The organism is Haoranjiania flava, assembly GCF_025631005.1.
Taxonomy (GTDB): Bacteria; Bacteroidota; Bacteroidia; order Chitinophagales; family Chitinophagaceae; genus Haoranjiania; species Haoranjiania flava.
In genome coordinates, this window is record NZ_JAOTPL010000014.1 from 58,489 (window position 1) to 84,424 (window position 25,936).

At 43.6% G+C, this 25,936-nt stretch carries 25 protein-coding genes; 15 read left to right on the top strand and 10 right to left on the bottom strand.

Annotated elements, in window-relative coordinates; all coding sequences use genetic code 11:
* Positions 1 to 364: 364 nt before the first annotated feature.
* Positions 365 to 1,282, top strand: coding sequence for a hypothetical protein (locus OD355_RS10015; RefSeq protein ID WP_263038334.1), 918 nt, complete (start codon positions 365 to 367; stop codon positions 1,280 to 1,282).
* Positions 1,283 to 1,352: 70 nt separating this feature from the next.
* On the opposite strand, the gene OD355_RS10020 is transcribed toward OD355_RS10015, so the two are convergent.
* Positions 1,353 to 3,569, bottom strand: a complete 2,217-nt coding sequence (locus tag OD355_RS10020) for an NADP-dependent isocitrate dehydrogenase (RefSeq protein WP_263038335.1) — start codon at positions 3,567 to 3,569, stop codon at positions 1,353 to 1,355.
* Between the two features lie 202 nt (positions 3,570 to 3,771).
* Here OD355_RS10020 and hisA point away from each other — a divergent pair, with 202 nt between their 5' ends.
* A complete protein-coding gene (gene hisA, locus OD355_RS10025; protein WP_263038336.1) occupies positions 3,772 to 4,485 on the top strand; it encodes a 1-(5-phosphoribosyl)-5-[(5-phosphoribosylamino)methylideneamino]imidazole-4-carboxamide isomerase in 714 nt (237 codons plus the stop codon).
* On the opposite strand, the gene OD355_RS10030 is transcribed toward hisA, so the two are convergent.
* The gene (locus OD355_RS10030) at positions 4,486 to 5,004 is read right to left on the bottom strand and encodes a hypothetical protein (RefSeq protein WP_263038337.1); all 519 of its coding nucleotides are present in this window, start codon (positions 5,002 to 5,004) and stop codon (positions 4,486 to 4,488) included.
* Positions 5,005 to 5,098: 94 nt separating this feature from the next.
* Between OD355_RS10030 and OD355_RS10035 the strand changes: the two genes are divergently transcribed.
* From OD355_RS10035 to OD355_RS10050, 4 genes are read left to right on the top strand one after another with little or no spacing between them, the layout of a single operon-like run.
* A complete protein-coding gene (locus tag OD355_RS10035) occupies positions 5,099 to 5,617 on the top strand; it encodes an RNA polymerase sigma factor (RefSeq protein WP_263038338.1) in 519 nt (172 codons plus the stop codon).
* A complete protein-coding gene (locus tag OD355_RS10040; protein WP_263038339.1) occupies positions 5,583 to 6,239 on the top strand; it encodes a hypothetical protein in 657 nt (218 codons plus the stop codon). Before OD355_RS10035 ends, OD355_RS10040 begins: the two co-directional genes overlap by 35 nt.
* Before the next feature lie 51 nt (positions 6,240 to 6,290).
* A complete protein-coding gene (locus tag OD355_RS10045; protein ID WP_263038340.1) occupies positions 6,291 to 6,782 on the top strand; it encodes a DUF4252 domain-containing protein in 492 nt (163 codons plus the stop codon).
* 29 nt (positions 6,783 to 6,811) lie between these two features.
* Entirely contained in the window at positions 6,812 to 7,306 is a 495-nt protein-coding gene (locus OD355_RS10050) for a DUF4252 domain-containing protein (RefSeq protein WP_263038341.1), read from the top strand.
* On the opposite strand, the gene OD355_RS10055 is transcribed toward OD355_RS10050, so the two are convergent.
* The 7 genes from OD355_RS10055 to pgi all read right to left on the bottom strand — a co-directional run bounded on the left by OD355_RS10055 (position 7,307) and on the right by pgi (position 13,997).
* Positions 7,307 to 7,756, bottom strand: coding sequence for a hypothetical protein (locus OD355_RS10055; protein WP_263038342.1), 450 nt, complete (start codon positions 7,754 to 7,756; stop codon positions 7,307 to 7,309).
* On the bottom strand, positions 7,725 to 7,973 hold the full coding sequence (locus OD355_RS10060; protein WP_263038343.1) for a hypothetical protein: 249 nt from the start codon (positions 7,971 to 7,973) through the stop codon (positions 7,725 to 7,727). Before OD355_RS10060 ends, OD355_RS10055 begins: the two co-directional genes overlap by 32 nt.
* Before the next feature lie 185 nt (positions 7,974 to 8,158).
* Positions 8,159 to 9,136, bottom strand: coding sequence for a 2-hydroxyacid dehydrogenase (locus OD355_RS10065; RefSeq protein WP_263038344.1), 978 nt, complete (start codon positions 9,134 to 9,136; stop codon positions 8,159 to 8,161).
* A 127-nt stretch (positions 9,137 to 9,263) separates the two neighbouring features.
* Positions 9,264 to 11,339, bottom strand: a complete 2,076-nt coding sequence (gene ispG, locus OD355_RS10070) for a (E)-4-hydroxy-3-methylbut-2-enyl-diphosphate synthase (RefSeq protein WP_263038345.1) — start codon at positions 11,337 to 11,339, stop codon at positions 9,264 to 9,266.
* Between the two features lie 175 nt (positions 11,340 to 11,514).
* Positions 11,515 to 11,904 carry a VOC family protein gene (locus tag OD355_RS10075; RefSeq protein WP_263038346.1) on the bottom strand — a complete coding sequence of 130 codons (390 nt, stop codon included), beginning with the start codon at positions 11,902 to 11,904 and terminating at the stop codon, positions 11,515 to 11,517.
* 42 nt (positions 11,905 to 11,946) lie between these two features.
* Positions 11,947 to 12,276, bottom strand: coding sequence for a hypothetical protein (locus OD355_RS10080; RefSeq protein ID WP_263038347.1), 330 nt, complete (start codon positions 12,274 to 12,276; stop codon positions 11,947 to 11,949).
* A 65-nt stretch (positions 12,277 to 12,341) separates the two neighbouring features.
* The gene (pgi, locus tag OD355_RS10085; protein ID WP_263038348.1) at positions 12,342 to 13,997 is read right to left on the bottom strand and encodes a glucose-6-phosphate isomerase; all 1,656 of its coding nucleotides are present in this window, start codon (positions 13,995 to 13,997) and stop codon (positions 12,342 to 12,344) included.
* Positions 13,998 to 14,257: 260 nt separating this feature from the next.
* On the opposite strand from pgi, the gene OD355_RS10090 reads away from it, so the two are divergent.
* From OD355_RS10090 to OD355_RS10110, 5 genes are all read left to right on the top strand, one after another.
* A complete protein-coding gene (locus OD355_RS10090; RefSeq protein WP_263038349.1) occupies positions 14,258 to 15,115 on the top strand; it encodes a sigma-70 family RNA polymerase sigma factor in 858 nt (285 codons plus the stop codon).
* Between the two features lie 702 nt (positions 15,116 to 15,817).
* Positions 15,818 to 16,837 carry a hypothetical protein gene (locus OD355_RS10095; protein WP_263038350.1) on the top strand — a complete coding sequence of 340 codons (1,020 nt, stop codon included), beginning with the start codon at positions 15,818 to 15,820 and terminating at the stop codon, positions 16,835 to 16,837.
* 225 nt (positions 16,838 to 17,062) lie between these two features.
* Entirely contained in the window at positions 17,063 to 17,467 is a 405-nt protein-coding gene (locus OD355_RS10100; protein ID WP_263038351.1) for a DUF3060 domain-containing protein, read from the top strand.
* A gap of 219 nt (positions 17,468 to 17,686) precedes the next feature.
* Positions 17,687 to 18,652 (top strand): polyprenyl synthetase family protein, encoded by a 966-nt coding sequence (locus OD355_RS10105; protein WP_263038352.1) that lies wholly within the window; start codon positions 17,687 to 17,689, stop codon positions 18,650 to 18,652.
* Positions 18,653 to 18,661: 9 nt separating this feature from the next.
* Entirely contained in the window at positions 18,662 to 20,347 is a 1,686-nt protein-coding gene (locus tag OD355_RS10110) for an APC family permease (RefSeq protein WP_263038353.1), read from the top strand.
* Between the two features lie 567 nt (positions 20,348 to 20,914).
* Here the strand turns inward: OD355_RS10110 and OD355_RS10115 are convergent.
* The gene (locus OD355_RS10115; protein ID WP_263038354.1) at positions 20,915 to 22,138 is read right to left on the bottom strand and encodes a metallophosphoesterase; all 1,224 of its coding nucleotides are present in this window, start codon (positions 22,136 to 22,138) and stop codon (positions 20,915 to 20,917) included.
* A gap of 186 nt (positions 22,139 to 22,324) precedes the next feature.
* Between OD355_RS10115 and OD355_RS10120 the strand changes: the two genes are divergently transcribed.
* The 4 genes from OD355_RS10120 (at position 22,325) to OD355_RS10135 (ending at position 25,688) form a co-directional block, all read left to right on the top strand.
* Entirely contained in the window at positions 22,325 to 23,032 is a 708-nt protein-coding gene (locus tag OD355_RS10120; RefSeq protein WP_263038355.1) for a metal-dependent hydrolase, read from the top strand.
* A gap of 131 nt (positions 23,033 to 23,163) precedes the next feature.
* Complete coding sequence (locus OD355_RS10125; RefSeq protein WP_263038356.1) at positions 23,164 to 23,946, top strand: ParA family protein; 783 nt, start codon at positions 23,164 to 23,166, stop codon at positions 23,944 to 23,946.
* 16 nt (positions 23,947 to 23,962) lie between these two features.
* Entirely contained in the window at positions 23,963 to 24,958 is a 996-nt protein-coding gene (locus OD355_RS10130) for a ParB/RepB/Spo0J family partition protein (RefSeq protein ID WP_263038357.1), read from the top strand.
* A 16-nt stretch (positions 24,959 to 24,974) separates the two neighbouring features.
* Entirely contained in the window at positions 24,975 to 25,688 is a 714-nt protein-coding gene (locus tag OD355_RS10135) for a DUF5683 domain-containing protein (RefSeq protein WP_263038358.1), read from the top strand.
* The last annotated feature ends 248 nt before the right edge of the window (positions 25,689 to 25,936 follow it).

A 25,936-nucleotide genomic window follows, 5' to 3' on the forward strand; every position in this document is an offset into this window, starting at 1 on the left:
AATGAATTTTTAACGGTGATCTTAATTACAAAACCGCAATGCCATGAAATAACCATAAAGATTAAGAATCTATTATTAACCGGGAATGACTATTGAATCTAAAAAAATGGCTATTCCATGTGACCATAAAGAAAAAATAAAAAATATACACATGAAATAGCCATAAGCAAAGGTGCATACCAACCCCGGATGAATAAAGGCTATTCCATGTGACCATTAAAAACAGCCGCAAAGCGGCGAACTAAATAAATACACATGAAATAACCATAAGATTAAGAATCTATACCAACCGCGAATGAGTATTGAATCTATAAAAAATGGTTATTCCATGTGGCAACTAAAAAAACAAATAATATATACACACATGAAGAAAAAAAAGACTCTTTTTATCTGCCTTTTATTACTTGTAATTTTTTCCTGCAATAGAAAAGAACTGGATCAGCAGCCTGTAACCATTCGTATGGAGGCAGAAGGGGGAGAGGAAGATGTAAGATTGAGAGATAGGTGGCAGATAGCCGGCATAATTAATAAAAACGGTGATGTAAAAATGTGGGGCGATATATTTTCTGCTGATGGAAAACTAATCGCTAAAAATAAGCAGCTAAGGTTAGATACAACTGGTATTCTGGAAAATAATTGTTTCCGGATTGCCTTTTTGCAACCGGATTTGATAAAAGTAATATTAAAAGAAAACAACGCTGAGATTGCCCTGCATTTTGTTATATTGTTGCAGCGTGGAGATAAAACAAAAGAAATAAGTGTATCACAGTCTATATCTCAGGGCTATACTTTCGGCGGTATAGAATATGCACTTCAGGAAGGTGATGGAGATTCTCTGTACAAAAAAAGTGCCCATCGGATCACTTTAAAGAGCCATGGAACTACTGGCAACGCTGTTTCTTTTGACCCGCTCGGTGGTTCAGCGCTTGCGAAAGTTTCTTATTTTGAAAGCAAGGATGAGGATGCCTTTATGTGGTTAAAACAAGATTCTGTGAAAGTCAGGATCCCGGATATTTTTGCAAACCAGCTATTATTAACGCCTAACCAGGTAATTTACGGAGTGGTAACTCAGACACCTTCGAGCAGCAACATCATAGAAACCGTAAAGAATGATATTGTAAACGGAGAATCGAGCTACTATACCGAAGTGGAATTCAGGAAGCGGACACTCTCTTATACGCTTACACTCATCAACAACCGTACAAAGAACCATAAATACATAAAAGGCAAGTGGATTGAACATGCGTCAACAGGTAATTATAAAGTTATAAGAGTTTTATAGGCTTACTTCTAAAATTAAAAAACCTGCCAGGTTTTAAGTCTAACAGGTTTATCAGCTCAGGTTAAAAGGATTATATTGAATTTATGATCTCATTCAACATGGTACTTGGCCGCATGGCCGCATCGGTTTTGGCGAAATCGGGATGGTAGTAACCGCCGATGTCCTGCGGTTTTCCCTGTGCCCCGATCAGCTCCTCGTTGATTTTCACTTCATTTTCAGACATCGCTTTCGCCACGGGTTTGAATTTCTCCGCAAGCTCCGCATCTTCTCTCTGCGCTGCCAGTGCCTGCGCCCAATACATGGCGAGGTAAAAATGCGAACCTCTGTTATCAATACCGCCTACCTTTCTGGCAGGCGACTTGTCATTTTGAAGGAATAGTGCATTGGCTTCATCCAGCGCGTCGGCCAGCACTTTGGCTTTTGGGTTGTTACGCGTCTGTGACAGGTGTTCCAGCGAGGCCTGCAGTGCCAGGAATTCACCGAGGGAATCCCATCTTAAATAACCTTCTTCAATAAACTGCTCAATATGCTTGGGTGCAGAACCGCCGGCGCCTGTTTCAAACAGGCCGCCACCGTTCATCAGCGGAACAATGGACAGCATTTTTGCTGAAGTTCCCAGTTCCAGAATCGGGAACATATCGGTTAAATAATCCCTCAAAACATTGCCTGATACTGAAATGGTATCTTTTCCTTCGCGGCCGCGTTTCAGGGTTTCAACCATGGCATCTTTTACATCCATAATGCGGATGTCGAGACCGGTCAAATCGTGCTCTTTTAAATATTTCTCAACCTTTTTAATGATCTGGGCATCATGTGCACGCCCTTTGTCCAGCCAGAAAATTGCAGGCGTGTTTGACAAACGTGCCCTGTTTACGGCCAATTTTACCCAGTCCCGGATCGCTGCATCCTTCACCTGGCACATTCTGAAAATATCACCGCTCTCTACTTTTTGTTCCAGCAGGGCATTGCCATTGTCGTCCTCAACCTTTACCGTGCCGTCTTCAGGCAACTGGAAAGTTTTATCGTGCGACCCGTATTCTTCGGCCTTTTGCGCCATTAGGCCCACATTGGGAACAGAGCCGAAAGTTGTAGGGTCTATCGCGCCGTGTTTTTTCATATCCTCAATAATCGCTTCGTAGAAACCGGCGTACGTCCTGTCAGGAATCAGGCAAACGGTGTCTTCTTCCTTGCCGTCTTTGTTCCACATTTTGCCTCCGCCACGAACAAGGGCAGCCATAGATGCATCCACAATTACGTCGGACGAAACATGGAAATTGGTAATGCCCTGGTCAGAATTTACCATTGCAATTCTTGGCCCGTTGGCAATTGCAGCATCAATTGCTGCTTTAATTGCTGCTTCTTTAGGAGTTCCGGCAATTTTCTCATAAAGCGTAGCCAATCCGAAGTTGGGATTGATGTCCAGTTCAGTGAAAGTATCTTTGTATTTTTCAAAAACCTCTTTAAAATAAGTTTCCACGATCGCCCCGAAAATAATCGGGTCAGAAACCTTCATCATTGTTGCCTTTAAGTGTGCCGAGAGAAGCACATCCTGCGATTTTGCCCGCTCCATTGCCGCGGCAACAGTGGACTTAAGTTCAGCCAAATTTAAAACAGAACTGTCGATAATTTCTCCGGCCTTCAGTGGAGCAAAGTCTTTTAAAATTTTGGAAGCGCCATTTTTTCCGTAAAAAACAATTTTGAATTTACCGTCATTGTCTACGGTCATAGAATTTTCAGTAGCGTAAAAATCGCCTTTCTCCATATGTGCGACTTCTGTTTTGCTGTCCGCTCTCCATTCACCCATGCGGTGCGGGTTGGCTTTAGCATAATCTTTTACAGATTTAGGCGCACGGCGGTCACTGTTGCCTTCTCTCAATACCGGGTTTACCGCTGAACCCAGCACCTTTGCGTATTTTGCGTTGATGGCTTTTTCCTTGTCATTTTTCGGTTCTGCCGGGTAGTCCGGCAGGTTGTATCCCTGTTTTTGAAGCTCAGCAATAGCTTCTTCCAACTGTGGTACGGAGGCCGAAATATTCGGAAGTTTAATGATGTTTGCTTCGGGCTGCGTTGCCAATTGTCCTAATTCTGCCAGGTAATCCGGGATTTTTTGGTCATCGGTAAGTACTTCCGGGAAGTTGGCCAGAATTCTTCCGGCCAGCGAAATATCGGGCGCCGCAATTTCAATGCCTGCAGGTTTGGTAAATGCCTTTACGATCGGTAAGAATGAATGAGTAGCCAGCATCGGGGCCTCATCGGTCAGTGTGTAATAGATCTTTGATTGAGCCATTGTTAGTTTTCTTAAAAGTTAGGATTTACAAATTTAATCTAATTCTATTTTTGATCGGCCTTTTCTTGGGCTTAAATACATAAGCTACGTTTTTAAGAACAGATCAGCGTTCCAAACCTAAGCAATTAATTTCATTATGCCTGAAGTAACAAATTCATTACATTCGCTGCGGCGGAATATTTTATAAAAAAATGAATTGTATATGCAGATAATTCCAGCGATTGACCTGATTGACGGCAAATGTGTACGGCTGACACAAGGCGATTACAGGCAAAAAGTGATATATAACCACGACCCATTAGAGGTGGCAAAATCTTTCGAGGATGCGGGAATGGCCAGGTTGCATCTTGTAGACCTGGACGGTGCAAAAGCCGGCAAAGTCGTCAACTGGAAAGTATTGGAGAAGATAGCTTCCAACACAAACCTTGATATAGATTTTGGCGGCGGCGTAAAGCAGCGGCAGGATGTAGAAACCATTTTACACTCCGGCGCGGTAATGGTAACGGTGGGAAGCATAGCCGTAAAAGATGAAGCTGCTTTTTGCGACTGGATCAATGTATACGGTGCCGATAAATTTTTCCTGGGCGCAGATGTGAAGCATGCAAAGATTGCTATACACGGATGGCTGGAAACCAGTGACAGGGATGTTTTCAGCTTTGTAGATTATTACGCCTCCAAAGGAATAAAAAATATTTTTTGTACAGACGTAAGTAAAGACGGGCTTTTACAGGGCCCTTCTACCGACTTATACAAAAAAATCATTGACCAGTTCCCGGAGATAGAACTGGTAGCCAGTGGCGGTGTTGCGTCTGTTGCAGACCTGCAGGCGCTTAAAGCTATTGGCTGTAGCGGCGCTATTGTAGGTAAAGCTATCTATGAAAATAAAATTTCCCTGGAAGATCTACAGAGGGTATAACTATTGCAAAAGCGTACGGTAGTTGTCTGCTTCATTAAGCAGTTGCTTTTGTTCGTCTTCCTGCTTATCTCTGAAAATGTTTTCACCTCTTATTTGTGCGTCTATCAGTTTATCATCGTTGAAATAATACCTGCCTTCAAAAGTAGTAGTTGTCTTCTTCATGTTGATCCTGTTCTTTTGGGCATCGTAGGGAAATGAATTAAATTTTTTGTACACAAAGATCAGCTTGCCGTCTTTGAAATAATATTCATCAATGTGTACCCCATGCGAAATGCCTGCCCAACTTACAATTTTCACAAGCTTATTTTTCTTAAAATAGCCTGTGAGTGAGCTCCCTCCGTCGGCCTCGTATCCTAAATAATCTTTATTACTAAGCGTTTTCTTCTGCATGAATTTGTTGGCATTGATATTCAGGTATTCCTTCCTGATCTGCGGTATCAATGATTTTTCCTGGCAATCGGCTGAAGAGGCCGTGAGCAGTGCTATACAAATAAATAGTATTTTTATTAAAATTTGCATCGCGTTAAATTATATTTACGTAAATATAAAAAATTCTTCCGAAGGATGTAACGTTTTCTTTTCTTCAGTTGTTATACTATTAAACGGCCAATTCATGACGCAGCAGGATTTTAAACATACGGTATTCATCTTAAAAGATAAGATGTTCCGTTTCGCTAAAAGAATGCTGGAATGTGCAGATGAATCGCAGGATGCTGTGCAGAACGTAATGATAAAACTCTGGCAAATGAAAGATAAACTGCACGAGCTCGGCAACGTGGAAGCCTTCGCGATGCGCTGTGTGAAAAATGAATGCCTTAACAGGATGAAGCATGCTCAGGTCATTGACAATTATCGTCTGCAGCACCACAGCCCCGGCATGTTGATGCAGGAAGCGGCAGACAATACAAGGCAACTGATTTTAGAAATTATCAACGAATTGCCGGACAAGCAGAAAATGATCATACATCTCAAAGATGTGGAAGAATACAAGACAAAAGAAATTGCAGACATGCTGGAAATGGAAGAAAGCGCGGTACGGGTAAATTTAATGCGTGCAAGACAAAAAGTAAAAACACAACTTGAAAAAATATTCGAGTATGAAAGTCAACAGATCAAAGGAATTGAAAAATAGATTCTTCAACGCCGAAACTTCACCAGCAGAGGAGAAATGGCTAAGAGCTAATGCAGGCGCCGATCCCTATTTTGATTTTATTAAAGAAACACAACAGGATGCAATGGATTGGAATTTTGATACGTTTATGCAGGCAGTTGAAGCTGACGGCCCTGTGCAGATAAAGCCTGCACGGAAAAATAATTTTACCTGGTATGCCGCGGCCTCAGTAATGATAATGGCAATAGCAGGCTTGTTTTTAATGAGTAAAGATACTGATACAGCGGACGCATTTGCAGTGAATAGCGTAGGTAGTCATGCGCGCAATTTTAAAAATTATTCTGCTGAAAATGTTGCCATTACTCGCTTTCAGGCAGCCCAACAGGATCCGCCTATTGCTGTACACACTACAAAAAGTATTAGAAAAAATAAACGTATACAACAACATGCACAATATGAAACACCTGAAAATTCTTCAGCGCAAAACGAAGCTGTCGCGTATGTATATGTAAACGGAAAGCCGGTGTATGATGAAGCTGAGGCTGAAAAAATAACCCTGGAATCTTTAGGCTACTTTGCTAAGAACATCAAAACCGGGATCAAAGAAATGAGTGTTATCAAAAATTTGTCCATTAATTTATAAAATAATTCCGTATCCAAACCGGCAATCTCAACAACAATAAAAAACCATACCATGCAAAAAATATTATTAACCTTAATTATCCTGGCATCCGTGTTAACTGCTGATGCACAGAAAGCCAGGCTTCACAACCTTTTTGACCAATACGAAGGTACCAAAGGCGTCACCACTATTAAAATTGCCAAGCCGATGTTTCGCATGCTCAGCAACCTGAAAATTGACGATGCGGATGTAGAGAAGATAAAACCATTGCTCACCAAGATTAACTCCATTAAGATCATGGTAGTAGAACCGAAGGCAGGCAATTCCGCTGCAGCCAATACATTGAGGCAAACTGTGGATGCAGCCATCCGGAACATGAATTACCAGGAGCTGATGACCGTTACCAGCGAAGCAAATAAGATTAAATTCCTGGCAGAAAACGCCAGTGGTAACGTGCTTGATCACTTGCTGCTATCCATCATGGGTGAAAGTGAACAGGTGCTGATGCTGCTTGACGGTTCCATATCTATGGACGATATCTCCAGGCTTGCCAACGAGAAATAAAGTTGCTGCTAATACTAAACTGTAAAGAAATGAAAACGAAAATCTCCTTGTTGTTATTATCCGTTGTGCTGCTGATGCAATCCTGCATAGTATCTCAACGTCCGAACATAGATTTCATGGATGACCCGGCTGTTGCCCGCAATGCGAATATTGTGTCTGTAAATGTGCCGATGTTTATGGCGAAACCTTTTATCAAAAAAGCTTTGCGGGAAGATGGTGAAAGCGAAGCGCTCATCAGGCTGGTAAAAAAGATCAAACGTGTAAGGGTTATGACCGTTTCAGGCCAACAACCAGCGGTAATGCGGATGTACGGCAGGTATCTCGACCGGAACCGTTTTGATGACTGGCTTACAGTAAACCACGACGGCCAGAAAGTGCGCATCTGCTCAAGGGGCAACGAGCGTATGATCAACAAATTAATGCTGTCCGTACAGTCAGATTCAGAGCTTGTATTTATTGATATCAGCGGAAAATTCACCACCGATGATATTTCTTATGCCATCAGCAAAGCGCAGGATAATTGATCACTCCTCCAGCTTTCCCCATATTTCATAAATAGGATCGCCCGAAGAACTTTTGCCTGCATGATGCCATTGCCCGTTTTCCATACGCCCCTCAAACGTCAGCGATGCGCCCACACGCGCATTGTTTCTGGAAAAGAATTCAATATTTTCTGTGTATCTGCCATTCTTAAAAGTATATGTGCCGCCACCGGTGCCGGAGAATTCACCGGTTTTGATATTGATAGCTACCCACTGGAAGCGTGTGCCCGTCAGTATTTTAAGTGTGCGCCTGTCGCGGAGCGGAATTTCTGAGAGCTGTCCTTCCTGTTTGCGGTGAGTGATCCTCCACACACCTGCAAGGGGCGCATCGTTTTTATCCAGGCGTATCCATTCTGCAGAAGCGCCGGAAGTATTGGTATGTAGCGTATTGCCGCTTGTTTTATTTGAAAGAGGCCTGTTGTACCAATCCATGTATCAGCAGCAATAGCGGCAGCGGCTTTTTCAGTATCATACTGCCATACCACAACAATTTTATCTTCATCAGCCTTGTAAGCGCCTCCACGGGTAGCAATAAATTTCTTATTGTTTTTATCAAATACGCTGTGCGAAAAATAGCCATCAATAAACATGGCGACCTGTACTGTATCTCCATTTTGCAACCGCCATGCACCATTGGGAGATTGGGCATAACTACTGCAGCAGCATAAGCCTGCAAAAACAGTAACGAGTATTGACTTCAACATATTATTTATCTTGTTTGTTGTAAATTAATAAATAATTGCGATATGAAATCTCGCAGTCAAGTTATCACTTTAAATATTTATTTATTGACAAGACATATATGTCCATGTACCCTCCTTAGGATATCTTGCACTAATCATATACATCACTGTTTACAATAGTTGGCAGCCTTTCACCTTTTAGGCCTGCAATAATATTCCTGGCTACCAGCTCTGCCATTTCATTTCGTGTTTCCCTGGTTGCAGAGCCGATGTGCGGCAGTACACATACATTGGGCATAAACAGCAGCGGGTTGTTTTTATCCATCGGCTCCGGGTTGGTGACGTCCAGGCCTGCTCCCCAAATGATGTTGTTATCGAGTGCATTTTTTAATGCTGATTCATCGTGCATTGCGCCCCTGGCAGTATTGATAAAAATAGCATTGGGTTTCATTTGCTTGAAAGCATCTGCATTAAAAATGCCGGTGCTTGCCTTGCTGAGATTGGCGTGTACGGATAATACATCGCTTTGCTGCAGCAACTCATCAAAAGACACATATTTTGCGTGCAACATTTCTTCTGCCTTTTTATTGCGGCTTCTGTTGTGGTAAATCACCTGCATACCATAAGCATCCCGGCATTTCCTGGCCATTTCAAATCCGATATTGCCAAGGCCGAAAATTCCGATTGTTTTATGGTGCAAATCTATGCCGAGATCTGCTACGGGTTCAAACTGCTGCCATTGGCCATTAACGATTTTTTGATATTGATAAAATGCTTTTCTGGCCACGCACAGCATCAGCAGGAAGGCTATTTCAGCAGTAGCTTTGCTCAGCACATCCGGTGTATTACTTACAGGAATGTTATACCTGGTAGCGGCATTCATATCTACGCTGTCATATCCTACGGAGAAAAGAGCAATAACTTTCAGATGGCTGCATTGGCTGAAAAAATGTTCATCGAGCTTTGCAAAGCCCGATACAATCAGTGCGTCGTGCTGCCTGCAATTTTCTATCAGCGCGTGCTGTGGGATGGGTGTGTCTTCATCGGGGTTAACAGTAACTTCATGCCCGGCTTCTTTCAGCATTTGAATACCGATGGCAGGTATTTCTTTGGTAATAAATATTTTCATGTGCAGCTTATTTTACTAAAAAGTTAAGCGTTAATAATGTTTTTAACTAAGAGCATTACGAAAAAACAAGTTTTACATAAAGATGCTGCCTAAGCTATTAGTCAATTTTTGTGGTGTATAAACTTCACTACTCCTTTTCCACCCATGCATTATTTTCCTTAAGCAGGTTGATCAGCTCATCTACCGCTATATCACTGTCTACATTACGTTTTACCACGTCTTTGCCCTTGTATAAAGTAATCTTGCCTACGCCGCTGCCAACGTAGCCGAAATCCGCGTCAGCCATTTCTCCCGGGCCGTTTACAATGCAGCCCATGATAGCAATTTTCACCCCTTTCAGGTGGTGTGTTACAGCGCGTATCTTAGCTGTGGTTTCCTGCAAGTCAAATAATGTACGGCCGCAACTGGGGCAGGAGATGTATTCTGTTTTGGAGATGCGTGTGCGCGCTGCCTGCAATACGCTGAATGCCGATGCGTTTAAAAACTGTTCGGGTGTATTATTTTCCTGGTAGTTCCTGCCGCTGGCATTAGCATAATTTTCGCATAGATGCTCGTATGCCTGTTGCTTCAGCCCGAATGCCACGCCGTCGCCCATGCCGTCAATCAGCAATGCGCCTGCTTCAGTAGAAAAGTGAATGAGGTGATCGTCTGCCGTGTCCCATCCGCTGTCGATCATTACTATGGCAGGATTTTGTATGCCGCGTTTCATCAGTTCTATGAACATGCGGCGGATAGCCTGCATGGCATTTTTTCTTTTTGATGAAAGGCACAATACCACAGAAGGGTCATTGGCAACTTTGTCCAGCAGGCTGAAATCGTTTACCGGCGTATCATCGCTGAAACAGTCGATCATAACAAAATTCAAAGCAGCTTTTTCACCCTCAAACCCGCTGTAGCCGTGAATTTCAAAGAGCGGATAATATTTTTCTTTATCCTGTGCTGATTGCCAGGCTGCAGGAAATACGATCACTTTAAGCGTGCCCGGCAAGTCAAAATCAAGCAATTGGTTGCCGGTAAAAATATAATCTGCCGCCGTGTCGCTAATGTTCCATTTGTCAAGACCCGGATCGTACCTGTATCCCACATTCTCCAGGTGGTGGAGTGTAATTTTTTCCAGGTGCGAAAGGTCGGCAATAACCACCGGTACCTGCTTGCCGCCGATGTTCGCGATCTCGAAAGTGTTTCTGCGGTTGTAGCGGAAGGGGTCGTATGGCAAACTGATGATACTTGCTTTTCCGTTCAGATCTTTTTGTGCTGTATCCTCTGTTTTACCGATTAAAGCAGGAACGCCTTCTTCACTTTCCTGCTGCCCGTTATTGGTGACAGCATATCTTTTTACCAGGTCGCGGCATACGGGGATCTCCAGTTCCGGGTCTTCGGTGAGTGACACACGAATGGTGTCGCCGATGCCGTCTTCGAGTAATGTGCCGATGCCTACTGCAGATTTTACGCGCCCGTCTTCGCCGTCGCCGGCTTCGGTTACGCCCAGGTGCAGCGGGTAGATATCGCCGAACTCCTCATTCATTTGTTTGATGAGCAGGCGGTATGCCTGCACCATTACCTGGGTATTGCTGGCCTTCATGCTCAGCACGATCTGGTGGTAATTCTCATCGCGTGCAATGCGCAGAAATTCCATAGCGCTTTCCACCATGCCGATCGGCGTATCGCCGTAGCGGCTCATGATGCGGTCGCTGAGGCTTCCGTGGTTGGTTCCTATGCGCATGGCAGTGCCGTACTCTTTACAGATATGGATCAGCGGTATAAACCTGTTGCGTATGCGGTCTATTTCTTCGGCATATTCCGCATCTGTATATTCTATTTGCTGAAATTTTTTCTTGTCTACATAATTGCCCGGGTTCACGCGCACTTTTTCCACGATGCGTGCGGCTACCTCGGCCGCGTTGGGTGTAAAATGAATATCGGCAACCAGCGGTACATATTTGCCACGTTTCTTTAATTCATTTTTTATATGGAGCAGGTTCTCTGCTTCTTTTTTAGAAGGCGCTGTAATGCGCACCAGTTGGGCCCCTGCATCGATACAGCGAATGGTTTCCTCAACAGTACCGATGGTGTCCATGGTGTCTTTGGTGGTCATTGTCTGCAATGCAATGGGGTGGCCGCTGCCGATAAGCAGATCGCCGATTTTTACTTCCCTTGTTTTTAAACGACGGTATTCCGTCAAAGATTCACAATATACCTGCATGTGGCAAAGTTAATGGACAATTACAAATTACAAATTACAAATTACAAATTGCAGATTACAAATTGCAGATTACAAATTGCAGATTCTGCTTCATTGCCCATTAGTGAAATGTGAAAGGTGAGCGGTGAGATAATGTTGACCTCTCCATTATGCACTGTCCATTGTCCTCTCTCATCTACTGCAACCAGCTCGCTATCCACCAGGTATTGCCGTTGCTGTCTTTAACTCCGCCGTAGCGCTCTTTTTCATCATGCCTGGTTTGAGGACGCATAACGGATACAGCCGCGGCTTCCAGCGCTTTTGCGTAGGTGGCATCGCAATCGGCAACGTATACATAAATGCCTGCAGTGCATTCTTTAAAATTTTCAGAAGCCGCGCCAGCCATGATTGTTGAGTCCTCTATCCTTATTTCGGCGTGGGCAACAGAGCCGCCGGGCCGGGTAACTTTTTCTATCACCTGTGCGTTAAAAGTTTGTTCAACAAAATAAATAAGCGCCGCAAGGTCTTTGTTGATCAGGTATACATTGGCAGTATTTACTCCTTGTGGTTTGTAAGGTTGATGCATAGTGCTTTTTGCTATGAAAAACGGCCGTTGCCGGCCGTTGAATTATTTACCAGGTTCCTTTTTAGCTTTGACTGTTACGTATGCGTTAGGCATCGGTACTGAACTGTCTGACTGCTTGTTGTAAGCATTCGGCATAGGCACTATGCCTGTTTTGGCAATGACTACCAACGGGATTTGTACCGGTTTTGTTTTTGGTAGCGTGTTTTTTTTCTTACCAGTTGCATAAGCTTCGCCCTGCTTATAAAATTTAGATAGCGCTGCAGTATCCAATTTAAATGTATACGTGTGTTGCTTTTTGGAGGAATCTTTTTCCTGTGCAAAACCGGCGATAGTTATAAAAAATGCTGCGATGAAAATGAGAAGCTTTTGCATAGCGATTGTTTTAAAATTAGCCAACAAATGCACATGACACATTAAAGGTAAGAAAAATCAGTTGCTTATTTTCTCATCTCTTTAAATTTGTTAATGAGGCCGTTGGTTGAGCAGTCATGCGCAGAAACTTCTTCGTTATTCTCCAGTTCGGGAAGTATTTGGCCTGCCAGTTGTTTACCCAGCTCCACGCCCCACTGATCGAAGCTGAAAATGTTCCAGATAATGCCTTGCACAAATATTTTATGCTCGTACAAAGCGATCAGGCTGCCCAGTGTTTCCGGCGTAATTGCTTTGATCAGGAAAGAGTTGGTCGGCTTGTTGCCTTTGAATACTTTAAACGGCGTGAGTTTCTTAATTTCTTCATCGGTTTTGCCTGCTGCCTTCAGCTCTTCGCGTACTGTTTTTTCATCTTTGCCATTCATCAGCGCTTCTGTCTGTGCAAAGAAATTACTCATCAGCTTCAGGTGGTGATCGCCAATAGGGTTGTGGCTGATGGCAGGAGCAATAAAATCTGCCGGTATCAGTATGGTTCCCTGGTGGATCAGCTGGTAGAACGCATGCTGGCCGTTGGTGCCGGGTTCGCCCCAGATCACAGGTCCGGTTTTATAAGATACTTCATCACCTTTGCGGTCAATGCTTTTGCCATTGCTTTCCATATCGCCCTGCTGAAAATAAGCTGCGAAGCGGTGCAGGTATTGATCATAAGGTAAAATTACCTGGGTCTGTGCTTTCAGGAAATTAATATACCAGATGCCCAACACAGCCATGATCACGGGAATATTTTTATCTAAAGGAGCGGTTTTAAAATGCTCATCTGTTTTGTAGGCGCCTTTGAGTAATGCTTCGAAATGATCATAACCGATAGTCAACACTATAGACAAACCGATGGCGCTCCATAAGGAATACCTGCCGCCAACCCAATCCCAGAACTCAAACATGTTGGCCGTATCTATGCCGAACTGTGCTACGGCTTTTTCATTGGTGCTCAGCGCAACAAAGTGTTTGGCTATCTCGCTTTCGTTTTTAGCTGCTTCCAGGAACCAGCTGCGTGCCGTATGCGCGTTGGTCATGGTTTCCTGGGTGGTAAAAGTTTTAGAAGCTATTAAAAAGAGCGTCTCTTCGGGATTTACTTTTTTCAGGGTTTCAGCAATGTGTGTACCGTCTACATTGCTTACAAAATAAGGTTCAATGCCTTCTATCCAGTACGGTTTCAGCGCTTCGGTAACCATTACGGGGCCCAGGTCGCTGCCGCCGATGCCGATGTTTACAATGTATTTTATTTTTTTGCCTGTGTAGCCTTTCCATTCACCGGAATGAACCTTTTCCGCAAAGCTTTTCATCTGTTGCAGTACGCGCTGCACATCGGGCATTACATCTTTGCCATCAACCATCACAGGGTTTCCTGAAAAGTTCCTGAGTGCAGTGTGCAGCACTGCCCGGTTTTCTGTTTCGTTTATGCTTTCGCCGTTAAACATAGCATCAATGGCAGACTTTACCTGGCAATCTTCGGCAAGGCTGCGCAACAATTGCATGGTTTTTTCCGTGATCAGGTTTTTTGAAAAATCGAAAAGTATATCGTCAAAACTGATGGAGAATTTAGAGAACCTTTCTGTATCTTTTTTAAAAAGGTCGCTGATCTTTGTGCGGCTGATCTCATCATCAAAATGCTTTTTCAAAAGCAGCCATGCCTGTGTAGTTGTCGGGTTGATCTTAGGTAACATAACTAAATCTTTCTTTACTATTAAATTGGATGCCAAAGATAAGTGCAATCTTCAAGTAAATAAGATTAATTTTTGCGTTGGCAACAGGTTTCCCGCGACGCAAAAAAGCTAAAGTGGTAAAATTGTCGTAAAAACCGTGAAAATAAACTTTTTATTAGTTTTCGGTAGAATTTTTGTACCTTTGCAGTTTGTAATTTAGGATACATATCAACATTTCATACGTATTTTCGCAAAATACACATTAAAGGACAAATTAGTTTATGAGGCAACTAAAAATTGCTACCCAAATCACCAATCGTGACTCTCAGGCGGTAGAAAAATATCTACAGGAAATTTCAAAAATATCCATGATCACTCCTGAAGAAGAAACTACGCTTGCACAAAAGATCAAGATGGGTGATCAGAGAGCTTTAGATAAACTGGTACAGGCCAACCTGCGCTTTGTGGTGTCTGTGGCCAAGCAATACCAGCATCAGGGGCTTTCACTGAGTGACTTAATTAACGAGGGCAACCTCGGCTTGATCAAAGCAGCACAACGCTTTGACGAAACCAAAGGTTTCAAATTCATTTCATACGCTGTATGGTGGATCCGCCAGTCCATTTTACAGGCGTTGGCAGAGCAGGGAAGATTAGTCCGCCTGCCTCAAAACAAAATAGGCACTTATAACAAAGCCAACAAGGCTTACATGGCTTTTGAACAGGAACATGAGCGTGAACCCAGCACCGAAGAACTGGCAAGCATCCTGGAAATGAGCGAAACGGAGATCAACAATATTTTTCAAAGTAATACCCGCCATACTTCACTGGATGCCCCGGTACACGAAGCAGAAGACGTGGCTATGGGCGACCTGCTCGAAGGCGCAGACGATACCGATGATGATGTAATGAAAGATTCACTGCGCGAGGAGATCCGCCGCGTATTGAAATCGCTGAGCCCGCGTGAAGCTGAAATCGTGAATGCTTATTTCGGTCTTGACGGCGAAAACGGCATCACCATTGAACAAATCGGGCAGAAGTACGACCTTACCAAGGAGCGTATCCGCCAGATTAAGGAGCGTGCCATTAAACGCCTGCAGAAAGCAAGATACAGCGGCGCCCTGAAGTCTTATTTAGGTTAAACATTTGTTGCAAAATTTACAAAACCATTCGTGAAAGCGGATGGTTTTTTTGTGTGATTCATTTTGCTGATGCAATTCCCTCTCTTGCGCCATTCTGTACGTCCAAATATACACATTGTGTGATACAATAAATCTTTGCCGTAATTGATACACTACGAAAATAAGCATTTTCTGCATTCATTACCCTGCGATCTTTGACTAAAACTTTGGGCCCTTGCATGAAAAATACTGTTCTTTTTGCCATTGCCGCAAAAAGAACCAAAAAAGTCTAGTCTGCCTGAAGGCGAGCCACGCCCAATGGCTCTGACCCGGAAGCAATTTGCACTTCAGGAAGAATTGCTTCGCCTGCAGGCATCTTTAAACTAAAAAAATGTTTGGGCGAAGCAATCACCTTTCATGCATTACTTCCTCTCACTGCCAGGCAGACGAACCCGCTAACAGCAAGATAGATAACAATGAAATGTAGCGCTCTACTTACTTTCCAACATAATATCATCTATGTTATAACAGAGTTTAGAACACTATCGTTCCAGCAACATATTGTGTAGCCCCATAAATGACAGGGTCAATTAATTTTAGCCGCCTGAAAATTATTAATTGACAGGATAAATTCACTCTCTGAACTTAATGTAGGATTTTTTAAATAAATATTTTTTATTGCAGTGAATCCTCTATTTTTGAAAAAATTATAAACCATTGAACATGAGATTCTTGATTTTAAGTTGCGCATGCATGGGGTTGGCTTTGGCGGGATGCAACAGCTCCGGCTCACAACAAAACGGCGTTGATAGCGCCAAAGCCGATACGGTTGCTGCAAAAGGAGAAAAGAAAGCCGGCGGAGCTACACTGGATACGGCTGACTACAACAAAAGACTGGCACATATGGCCAATAAGGATACCACAGGCAGGTGGCCGGTAAAAGGTCCTTACCCGCTGCCCGGCGCAATATTGCCATTTAACCGCGTAGTGGCTTACTACGGTAACCTGTACTCCACCAAAATGGGTGCGCTGGGTGAATACCCGAAACCTGAAATGTTCAAGCGCCTGCTGGCTGAAGCAGACAGGTGGGCCAAGGCAGACTCTACAACACCTGTAATACCCGCGCTGCATTACATTGCTGCTACTGCACAGGGTGCTCCGGGCAAAGACGGCAAATACCGCTACAGGATGCCGTTTGCACAGATAGATACCATCATCAACTGGGCCAATGAGATCAACGCATTGGTGTTCCTGGATATACAGGTTGGCCACAGCTCCGCAAAAGCAGAGACAGAAGTGCTGAAAGAATATTTAAAAAATCCGAAAGTACACTTTGGGATTGACCCGGAATTTTCCATGAAAGGCGGCGAACGCCCCGGCAGCGTTATCGGCCATTTTACGGCAAGCGACATCAATGATGTGATAGACATACTGGCTTCTGTGGTAAAAGAAAACAACCTTCCTCCCAAAATGCTGGTGGTGCACCGTTTTACCCAGAACATGATCAAAAATTATAAAGATATTAAGCTGGTGCCTGAAGTGCAGGTGATCATTGACATGGACGGCTGGGGGCCTAAAGACCTGAAGGCGGGTACCTGGAGGCATTTCATTGTGCCGGAGCCTGTACAGTTTACCGGCTTTAAGTTATTCTATAAAAACGATCTTAAAAAAGGCGGGCCTTTATATACACCGGAAGAGCTGGTAAACTTTACGCCACGTCCTCTGTACATACAATATCAATAAAAAATCTTTAATCAATCAGCCATTCGCATTCATGCGGATGGCTGTTGTATATATTTACTGTGAAGTTGATTTAAGATAAAGTTCGGATGTTTCTTTATCTGAATTTCAGAAATTTCTGTTGTAGTGAAATTCTATAACAAAAATCCAATTCACTTTTCATTAATATATGTATTTCCATGCATTCATTCCTTTTTGCTAATTTTAAACTCACCAAAATTATTTCTTATGAAATGCATGAAAGTGATGGCGATTGCTGCAATGCTCGCATTCGGAACTACAGCTTATACTCAAAGCCTCGGCGGCCTGTTTTCAAACCGTTCGCATACAGGTGCCGGCACGGTAAAACAGTCTGATAAGGAAGTGCTGATAGAAGGTGCAGGCAACACCCGCTCAATAACTATGGACGGCGGTACACTGCGTGTAGATGGCGCCAGCAACACAATAACTGTTAAGGGTTTTGTTTCACGTATCCTGATCTCCGGGGCAGGTAACAGAATTACAGCAGATAAAGTAAATAGCGTCAGCATACAAGGTGCAAGCAACAATATACATTACCGTAGCTCAGATAATAATGGCAGGCCAACTGTGAACATTATCGGTGCAGGCAACAGCGTGCAAAAGCTGAAATAAGTTGTGGATGTTACACAATAATTGATTTGTTCCGGTCTCTACATATAGCCGGAAGCAGTAAGATGGCAGGATTACAGCCATCTGCCTGAATATGCGGACATGCAATGAGTCGCTATTTTAAGTATGTGTATTAAAATCAGAGTTATTTCCTTCTTAACCCTCATCCCATGCAGATTTCTAAAAAATATTTATCTTCGGCAAAACTAAAAAGATCAGAACGTGCATTCATTTCAGCAGTTAGTAAATATTTACGCACAGAAATTTAACAGGCAACATTTTCCCGCAGAACCGTTTAACCTGTATGAGCCTGCAGATTATTTCCTGTCCATTGGTGGTAAAAGAATGCGGCCCGTAGCCTGCCTGATGGCTAATGAGCTTTTTGGGGATATCAGCGAGAATACCTGGCATGCTGCTGATGCATTGGAATTGTTTCACAATTTCACCCTGCTGCACGATGATGTGATGGACAATTCCGCATTGCGGCGTGGTAAGCAGACGGTACATGTACGCAACAATATGAACACGGCCATACTAAGTGGTGATGCCATGCTGATTGGCGCATATGCCAGCCTGAATAAAATCGAGGCAAGCTGCCTGCAGCAGGTGCTCACCATCTTTAACAAGACTGCATTTGAAGTGTGTGAGGGCCAGCAATACGATATGGATTTTGAAAGCAGGACCGATGTGTCGCTTGATGAATACCTGCGCATGATCACCCTGAAGACCTCGGTACTACTGGCTTGTAGCCTGCAGATCGGTGCACTCTTGGGAGGCGCATCAAAATACAATGCAGATCATTTGTATGAATACGGAAAAAACCTGGGCATTGCTTTTCAGCTGCAGGACGATTATCTTGACTGTTACGGCAATGTAGAAAAATTCGGCAAAGAAATCGGTGGCGATATTAAAAGAAACAAAAAAACTTTTTTGCTGATCAAAGCGCTGGAAACTGCTGAAGGCGAAACCAGGGAGAAGCTGAAAGCACACTTAAGCAGTAAGGATGAAAACAAAGTCGCGAAAATTTTAGACGTGTTTGATGAATGTGGCGTGAAGCAATGGGCGGAGGATCTGAAAAAGCAGTATGCTGCCAAAGCGCTGTCACACCTGGAAAAAGTAGTGGTGACTGCCGACAGAAAAAAACAGTTGTACGATTTTGCCGATTATTTATTACAGAGAGATTATTAATATCGCCGGATGAAATTTAAAAGAACGAAAAGCCTGTACGACATTCATAAAGAATATGATGAAGGCTACAGCGAGGGACATACAGGCAATCTTAAAAAAGTTCTTACGGTAAAAGATCTCACGTTTATGGGCATTGCCGCTGTTATTGGCGCCGGCATTTTCTCTACCATCGGGAAAGCTGCGTTCGATGGCGGCCCCGGTGTGATCTTCCTGTTTATTATTACGGCCGTTACCTGCGGTTTTTCTGCATTGTGCTATGCAGAGTTTGCATCGCGTGTGCCTGTTTCAGGCAGTGCATACACATATTCTTACGTAACCTTTGGTGAAATAGTGGCGTGGATCATTGGCTGGGCGCTGATTCTGGAATATGCTATCGGCAATATTGTTGTTGCCATATCCTGGAGTGCGTACTTTAATCACCTTTTGCAAGGCCTGGGGATTCACCTGCCCGACTGGCTCACCGTAGGCTACCAGACAGCCAAAATGAAATACGATGCGGCTGTAGCAGGCGGCGGCAGTGTTGCAGACCTGGTGTATACCAGTGCACCTCAGGTTCTGGGAATGAGATTTATTGTAAACCTGCCTGCATTCCTGATCGTGGTTTTTGTAACCGTGCTGGCTTATGTAGGCATTTCAGAAAGTAAGAAAAGCGCTAATTTTATGGTATGGCTAAAGCTTGCAGTACTTGCGTTTGTTGTAGTACTTGGCATGTACGTTATACTGCGCGATGATCTGGCACACAACTGGTCGCCGTTTTTGCCTAACGGCTTTCAGGGAGTGCTCCGCGGCGTATCTTCTGTGTTCTTTGCCTACATTGGCTTTGATGCCATCTCTACTACTGCCGAAGAATGTGCCAATCCCAAGCGCGATATGCCGCGCGGCATGATCTATTCTTTAATAATCTGTACGGTCATCTACGTGATTGTGGCGCTGGTAATTACGGGGATGGTTAATTATAAGGAGTTTGACGGCGTAGCCGACCCGCTGGCCTATGTATTTAATAAACTCAGCATGCAGAAGATAGGCATGATCATCTCTATCAGTGCTGTAGTAGCCGCCACCAGCGTGCTGCTTGTGTTCCAGATAGGGCAGCCCAGGATATGGATGATGATGAGCCGTGACGGATTGATGCCGAAGAAATTTTCTTCATTAAATAAAAAATATAAAACGCCAGGCTTCGCCACCATTATGACGGGCATATTGGTAGGCATACCTGTATTGTTTATTGATGATCTTTTGATGACCGATCTTACCAGCATTGGTACGCTGTTCGCATTTGTGCTGGTATGTGCCGGCGTGCTGGTGCTGCCGCGTATCAGTAAAGAAAAAAATAAGTTCAGGCTGCCTTATATCAACGGCAGGTTTATTGTGCCTTTGATAGCATTTGCATTTATCTTTTTCTACCGAGCGAGAATCATGTCGCTGGCATCTCATATAGCTTCGGATAATTTCCAGGAAATATTATTTTTACTTTTCGTAGTCGTGTTGATGGTAGTTGCCGTTTTGTCTTTCCTGCGCAGGTACTCTCTGATCCCGATACTGGGAACCTTATTTTGCTTATACCTGATGACGGAAATACCGGTGAAAAGCTGGATAGCTTTCTTCCTCTGGATGGGTATCGGGCTGATACTTTATTATAGTTTCGGCAGGCACCACAGCGTGATCGGGAAGAGGCAGAAAGGCACCACAAAATAGAGCGGAATTTATTTCCGGTAGTTTTTTTTAATGTAATTTTTCCATTATATCAGGTTTCCCTTTTTTTCAACTTGTTAGAATTTTTTATCATAACGGTCTTTGCTATAATATAGATATTTTCACGCAGAGCTCGCTAAGGCTTTCGCAGAGTACGCAGAGATATTCTATTCCTAAATTTCACCGTTCTTGGTGATTTGCAACCGCTCTACCGCTCTTCGTGATTTGCAATCACGAAGCTCTATCGGGAGATTTCAAATCTCCCATTGGATTATCGGACATTTTTGCAAATCTTTGAGTGAACGAGAACAGACTACACAGTTACAATTCCCTTAATATAGATATTTTCACGCAGAGCTCGCAAAGGCTTTCGCAGAGTACGCAGAGATATTCTATTCCTTAATTCACCGCTCTTGGTAATTTGCAACCGCTCTTGGCGATTTACCGCTCTTCATGATTTGCAATCACGAAGCTCTATCGGGAGATTTCAAATCTCCGTATAGCTTATCGGACATTGGCGACAATGTCAATGTTTACTCCTGCTATTTAAAAAGACAAACAGTAGCGTGGTTATCTTTCTAATTCTATCACGGTGATTTCGGGCTTTATGCCCACTCTGCCCATATAACCCAGGAAACCGAAGCCGCGGTTTACGTATAATACCTGGTTGCCTTTCGTATACTTACCTCCCCACTGATTATATACATACTGTACCGGCGACCAGCGCAACCTGCCTATTTCCACACCGAATTGCATGCCGTGTGTATGCCCGCTGAGCGTAAGGTCAATGTCTTTATACTGTGTATTTACCTGTGCATCCCAATGGCTGGGATCATGGCTCATCAGTATTTTAAAAGGCATCTGCTCTGTTCCGGCATAGGCTTGGCTGAGCCTGCCATATTTAGGAAAACGGGCTTTTGCACTCCAGTTTTCTATGCCTATCAGCGCTATATTTTCACCGTTTCTTTCAAAAACTACGTGTTCATTCATCAGCAACCGCCAGCCCATTTCTTTTTGAATATTTTTGAGGTCTTCGAGGTTTTTTTGCTTTTCGCGGGGAGAATCCCACTGGTGGTAATCGCCGTAATCATGATTACCCAGAATGCTGTAAACGCCCAATCGCGCTTTGAGCTTTGCAAATATTTGTTTATAATTTTTTAATTCAATGGCACGATCGTTTACAAGATCGCCTGTAAACAGTATCAGGTCAGGTTTTTGCTGCATGATCATTTCTATGCCTCTTGCTACTGCTCCGGTATTATTAAAGCTGCCGCAATGAATATCGCTGATGTGTACAATGCGCAGGCCTTGAAAGCTTGGAGGGAGGTTTGGAAATTTTATCCGCTGTCGAATGATCCTGTAATTGTACCTGTTGGTGATCCCCAAAAGAATGCTTCCGAAAAAAACTGTGCCCAGTGTAAGCCCCAGCCACGAAAGAAAAGCCGAGCGCGAAATGATGAGTTCATCCCCTTGTGTATGGCGAATCTTTTTTGCCGACCAGGCAACAGCGCGTCTGCTGTCATCCAGGAGGAAGAAGATCACCATAATTACTTTGGCGATGATCACGCCCATTAATATGGAGAAAATATAATACCTGATCGTGCCGTGTATATGCTCCACGCTGAAAAGCAGCAGAATGGTAACCAGGGACAGTGCACAGTGCGTGATAAGCAATGCATTGCGCATCACAGAGGAGAAATGCTGTGTGACACTTCTTAAAACAAAAAACACGTAGGTATCCAAAAGTACAATAAGCACAAAGAGGATCAGCCTGAAAGATAGCATTTTACCCATAGCGGCAAATATATAATTTAGTCTATAAAAGTTATGCCAATAAAATTCTTGTTAATAATAAACCTTCGGGCTGCTTTTGTACGGCTTTCTATACATTTAAAATTAAATTCGCATAAATTCAGGTAAATTACAAATTACAGATTACAAATTATAAAAGTTTATTTCTAAATCACAAAAATCATTCTCATGGACTTCACGTATTACTCGCACTCAACTTTTTTGGTAGCAATAAAAGGAAAGAAAGTGCTTTTTGATCCTTACTTTACTGATAATCCCAAGGCGTCTGAATTTGATGTGAATGAAATAGAGGCCGACTATATTTTCATCTCTCACGGCCATGTAGACCATGTGATGGATGCAGTGCACATAGCTAAGCTTACGCATGCAAAAGTTGTTTCTAACCCCGAGGTAATAGCCTATGTACAGGATAAAGGGGTAGAAAACGTACACGAACTCAATCATGGCGCTCCCGTGCTGTTTGAATTCGGTCATGTACGTGCAGTGCCGGCTATGCATTCCTCTTCCATGCCGGACGGGCGCTATGGAGGTAATCCTATGGGCTTTGTATTTACCACAGATGAAGGAAATTTTTATTACAGCGGCGATACCTGCCTCATCACCGATATGCAGCTGATAGCTTTATTTGCAAAACTTGATTTTGCCGTATTGCCGATAGGAGGTAATTATACAATGGATTACAAAGATGCCTTCCTGGCTGCAGAATTTATAAAATGCGATAAGGTAATTGGCGTGCATTACAACACTTTCCCCTTGATAGAAATTGATCCGCATGCTGCTGTGAATGAGTTTCAGTCCAAGGGAAAATTTCTCCTGCTGCCCAAATGCGGAGAAAGATTTGTGGCTGTAAAAGAGCAAACCGGTCTGAATCTGTAATCTCTCTGCACGTAGAATAAACATATGCTTTCATTCTGCCTGAACAGGGTGGTTTAAAAATAATTGGACGGTAAAATTATAACCGCAAAATAAATTATCTTTGGCGATAAGATTTTTTTATCAAGATTAATATGGCAAGAATAATAGGCGTAGCTAACCAGAAGGGAGGCGTAGGGAAAACAACAACGGCAATCAACCTGGCTGCGAGCCTCGCGGTACTGGAAATGAAAACATTGCTGGTTGATGCAGACCCGCAGGCCAACAGCACCACCGGCGTAGGCTTTGACCTGCACAATATCACCAGCAGCCTGTACAACTGCATGGTAGACGGCACGGCTGCCCAGGATGTAATTTTAAAGACCAATGTACCCAACCTGGATCTGATACCTTCCCATATTGATCTGGTGGGCGCTGAGATTGAGATGATCAACTATCCCAACCGTGAGAATGTAATGAAATCATTGCTGGATCCTGTGAAAGAATTGTACGATTTCATTATCATAGACTGCTCCCCATCGCTGGGCCTGATCACCGTGAACTCACTCGTGGCTGCCAACAGTGTTGTAGTGCCCGTTCAATGTGAGTTCTTTGCTCTGGAAGGATTGGGCAAATTGCTCAACACCATTAAGATCGTACAGAGCAGGCTAAACCCCGACCTGGAGATTGAAGGCATTCTTATGACCATGTACGATGGCCGCCTGCGCCTGAGCAACCAGGTTGTAAGCGAGGTGAGGCGCCACTTTGACGAAATGGTGTTTGAAACCATCATCCACCGCAACACACGCCTCAGCGAAGCGCCAAGCTTCGGAAAACCTGTGATACTCTACGATTCAGACAGTAAGGGCGCTATCAACTACCTCAACCTGGCAAAAGAAATTTTAATCAAGAATAATATTTCCATAGAAACGGAATAACAAATCAATTATTGACATGTCGAAAGCGAAACCAACGCATGCAGCGAAGAATGAACCAGTGAAAAATCTTAGTAAGCAGCCGCATGTAAAGCCTTCCGGTAAAGAAAAAGCTGCATTGGGAAAAGGATTGAGCTCGTTGTTGCAAAATATTAAAGACGATCTTAAAATGCCTTCCGGCGATTCGCTGAAACAGCAGGTGAGGGAAGAGGTAACCTCTGTGGTAAAGATACCGGTAACACAGATAGAACCCAACCCCAAAAACCCGCGCAAGGATTTTGACAAACAGGCGCTGGAAGAACTAGCTGCATCTATCCGCATCCATGATATTATTCAACCACTTACAGTCAGCAAAATTGCAGACGGTAAATACAGGCTTATTGCAGGTGAACGTCGCTTCAAAGCCGCTAAAATAGCCGGCTTACGCGATGTGCCCGTGTATGTGCGCCAGGCAGATGATTCTGAGCTGCTGGAGCTTGCCTTACTTGAAAACCTGCAGAGAGAAGACCTGAATGCTATTGAGATTGGCCTGAGCTACCAGCGTATGATGGACGAACTTTCCTACACACAGGAAAAGGTGGCCGAGCGTATGGGTAAGGAGAGAAGCACTATCACCAACTATATCCGCCTTTTGAAATTGCCGCCCGATATTCAGCTGGCAGTGCGCAACGGTGAGCTTTCCATGGGCCATGCACGCGCTATTTCCGGGCTGGAAAATGTAGACAGCCAGCTTGTGGCTTTCAAAGAAGTAAAAGACAGGCACCTGAGTGTGCGCCAGACAGAAGAGCTGGTTCGCAGAATGAATATCGCACAAAATCCTGCGAAGAAATCCACGGAGAAACCAGCTTTGCCTCCTGCCTACAAGCGTGTGGAAGACAATCTTTCTTCACATTTCGGCACCAGGGTAAAGCTCGCGCACAATACCAAGAAAGGCGAGGGGTCTATTACCATAGAATATTATTCTTTAGCCGAGTTCAACAAACTATTAGATCTGATGAATGTACAGGTCGGGTAAAAGACCACACCAGCCGATGAGAAAAATACTTATTATATCCATACTTTTGTTTACGGCTGTTACCGGCTATACGCAAAACCAGGACACCGTAAACGTGCTGCAGAATACAGCCAATGCCGACTCCGCCGTAAAAGAAGTAATCACGGCTAAGGTAGTGGTAGAGGATTCAGCAAAGAAAGAAACAAGAAAAAGGGATACTTTTTTTTTAAAGAAAAAAGAATATACACCCCGTGGCGCTACATTGCGTTCTCTGATACTGCCGGGCTGGGGACAGGCCTACAACAAGCAATACTGGAAGATACCTGTAGTGGCTGCTGCCGTTGGCGTGCCTATTGGTTTTTATATTGATAACCGTGTATGGTACCTGCGTTCCAAGCAGGCCGTGGATATCGCTTTTGAGATTGAAAAAAATAGTGAGCGGGAGGCTGAGCTGGTAGAAAAACTGCATCCGCAATTCCGTATTTCCTACAACAATGTAAAAGATAGGCCCAATGGTTTGGAACAGTTTAAGTCAAATGCTATACGCAACAGGAATTATTTCCGCCAGAACCAGGATTATTCCCTGTTGTGGACATTGGCTTTGTGGGGATTAAATGTTGCGGATGCTACTGTGTTTGCGCATTTGAAAAACTTTGATGTGAGTGATGATATCAGTATGAAAATAGAACCAGTTTATTTCAACATGAGCAGGACGCCCGGTGTAAGGCTTGTCTTTACCAGGAGAAAATAAACTTTGAGAAGTGATGAAGTACAGGCTTCCACTCAGTAATGAAAGGCATTATTATAACTGGATAGAACTTTAAATATACACACATGAAATAGCCATAAGCAAAGTTGCATACCAACCGCGGATGAATAAAGGTTATTCCATGCGACCATTAAAAACAGCCGCAAAGCTGCGAATTAAAAATTAGACACATGAAATAACCATAAAGATTAAGAATCTATACCAACCGGGAATGAATATGGAATCTAAAA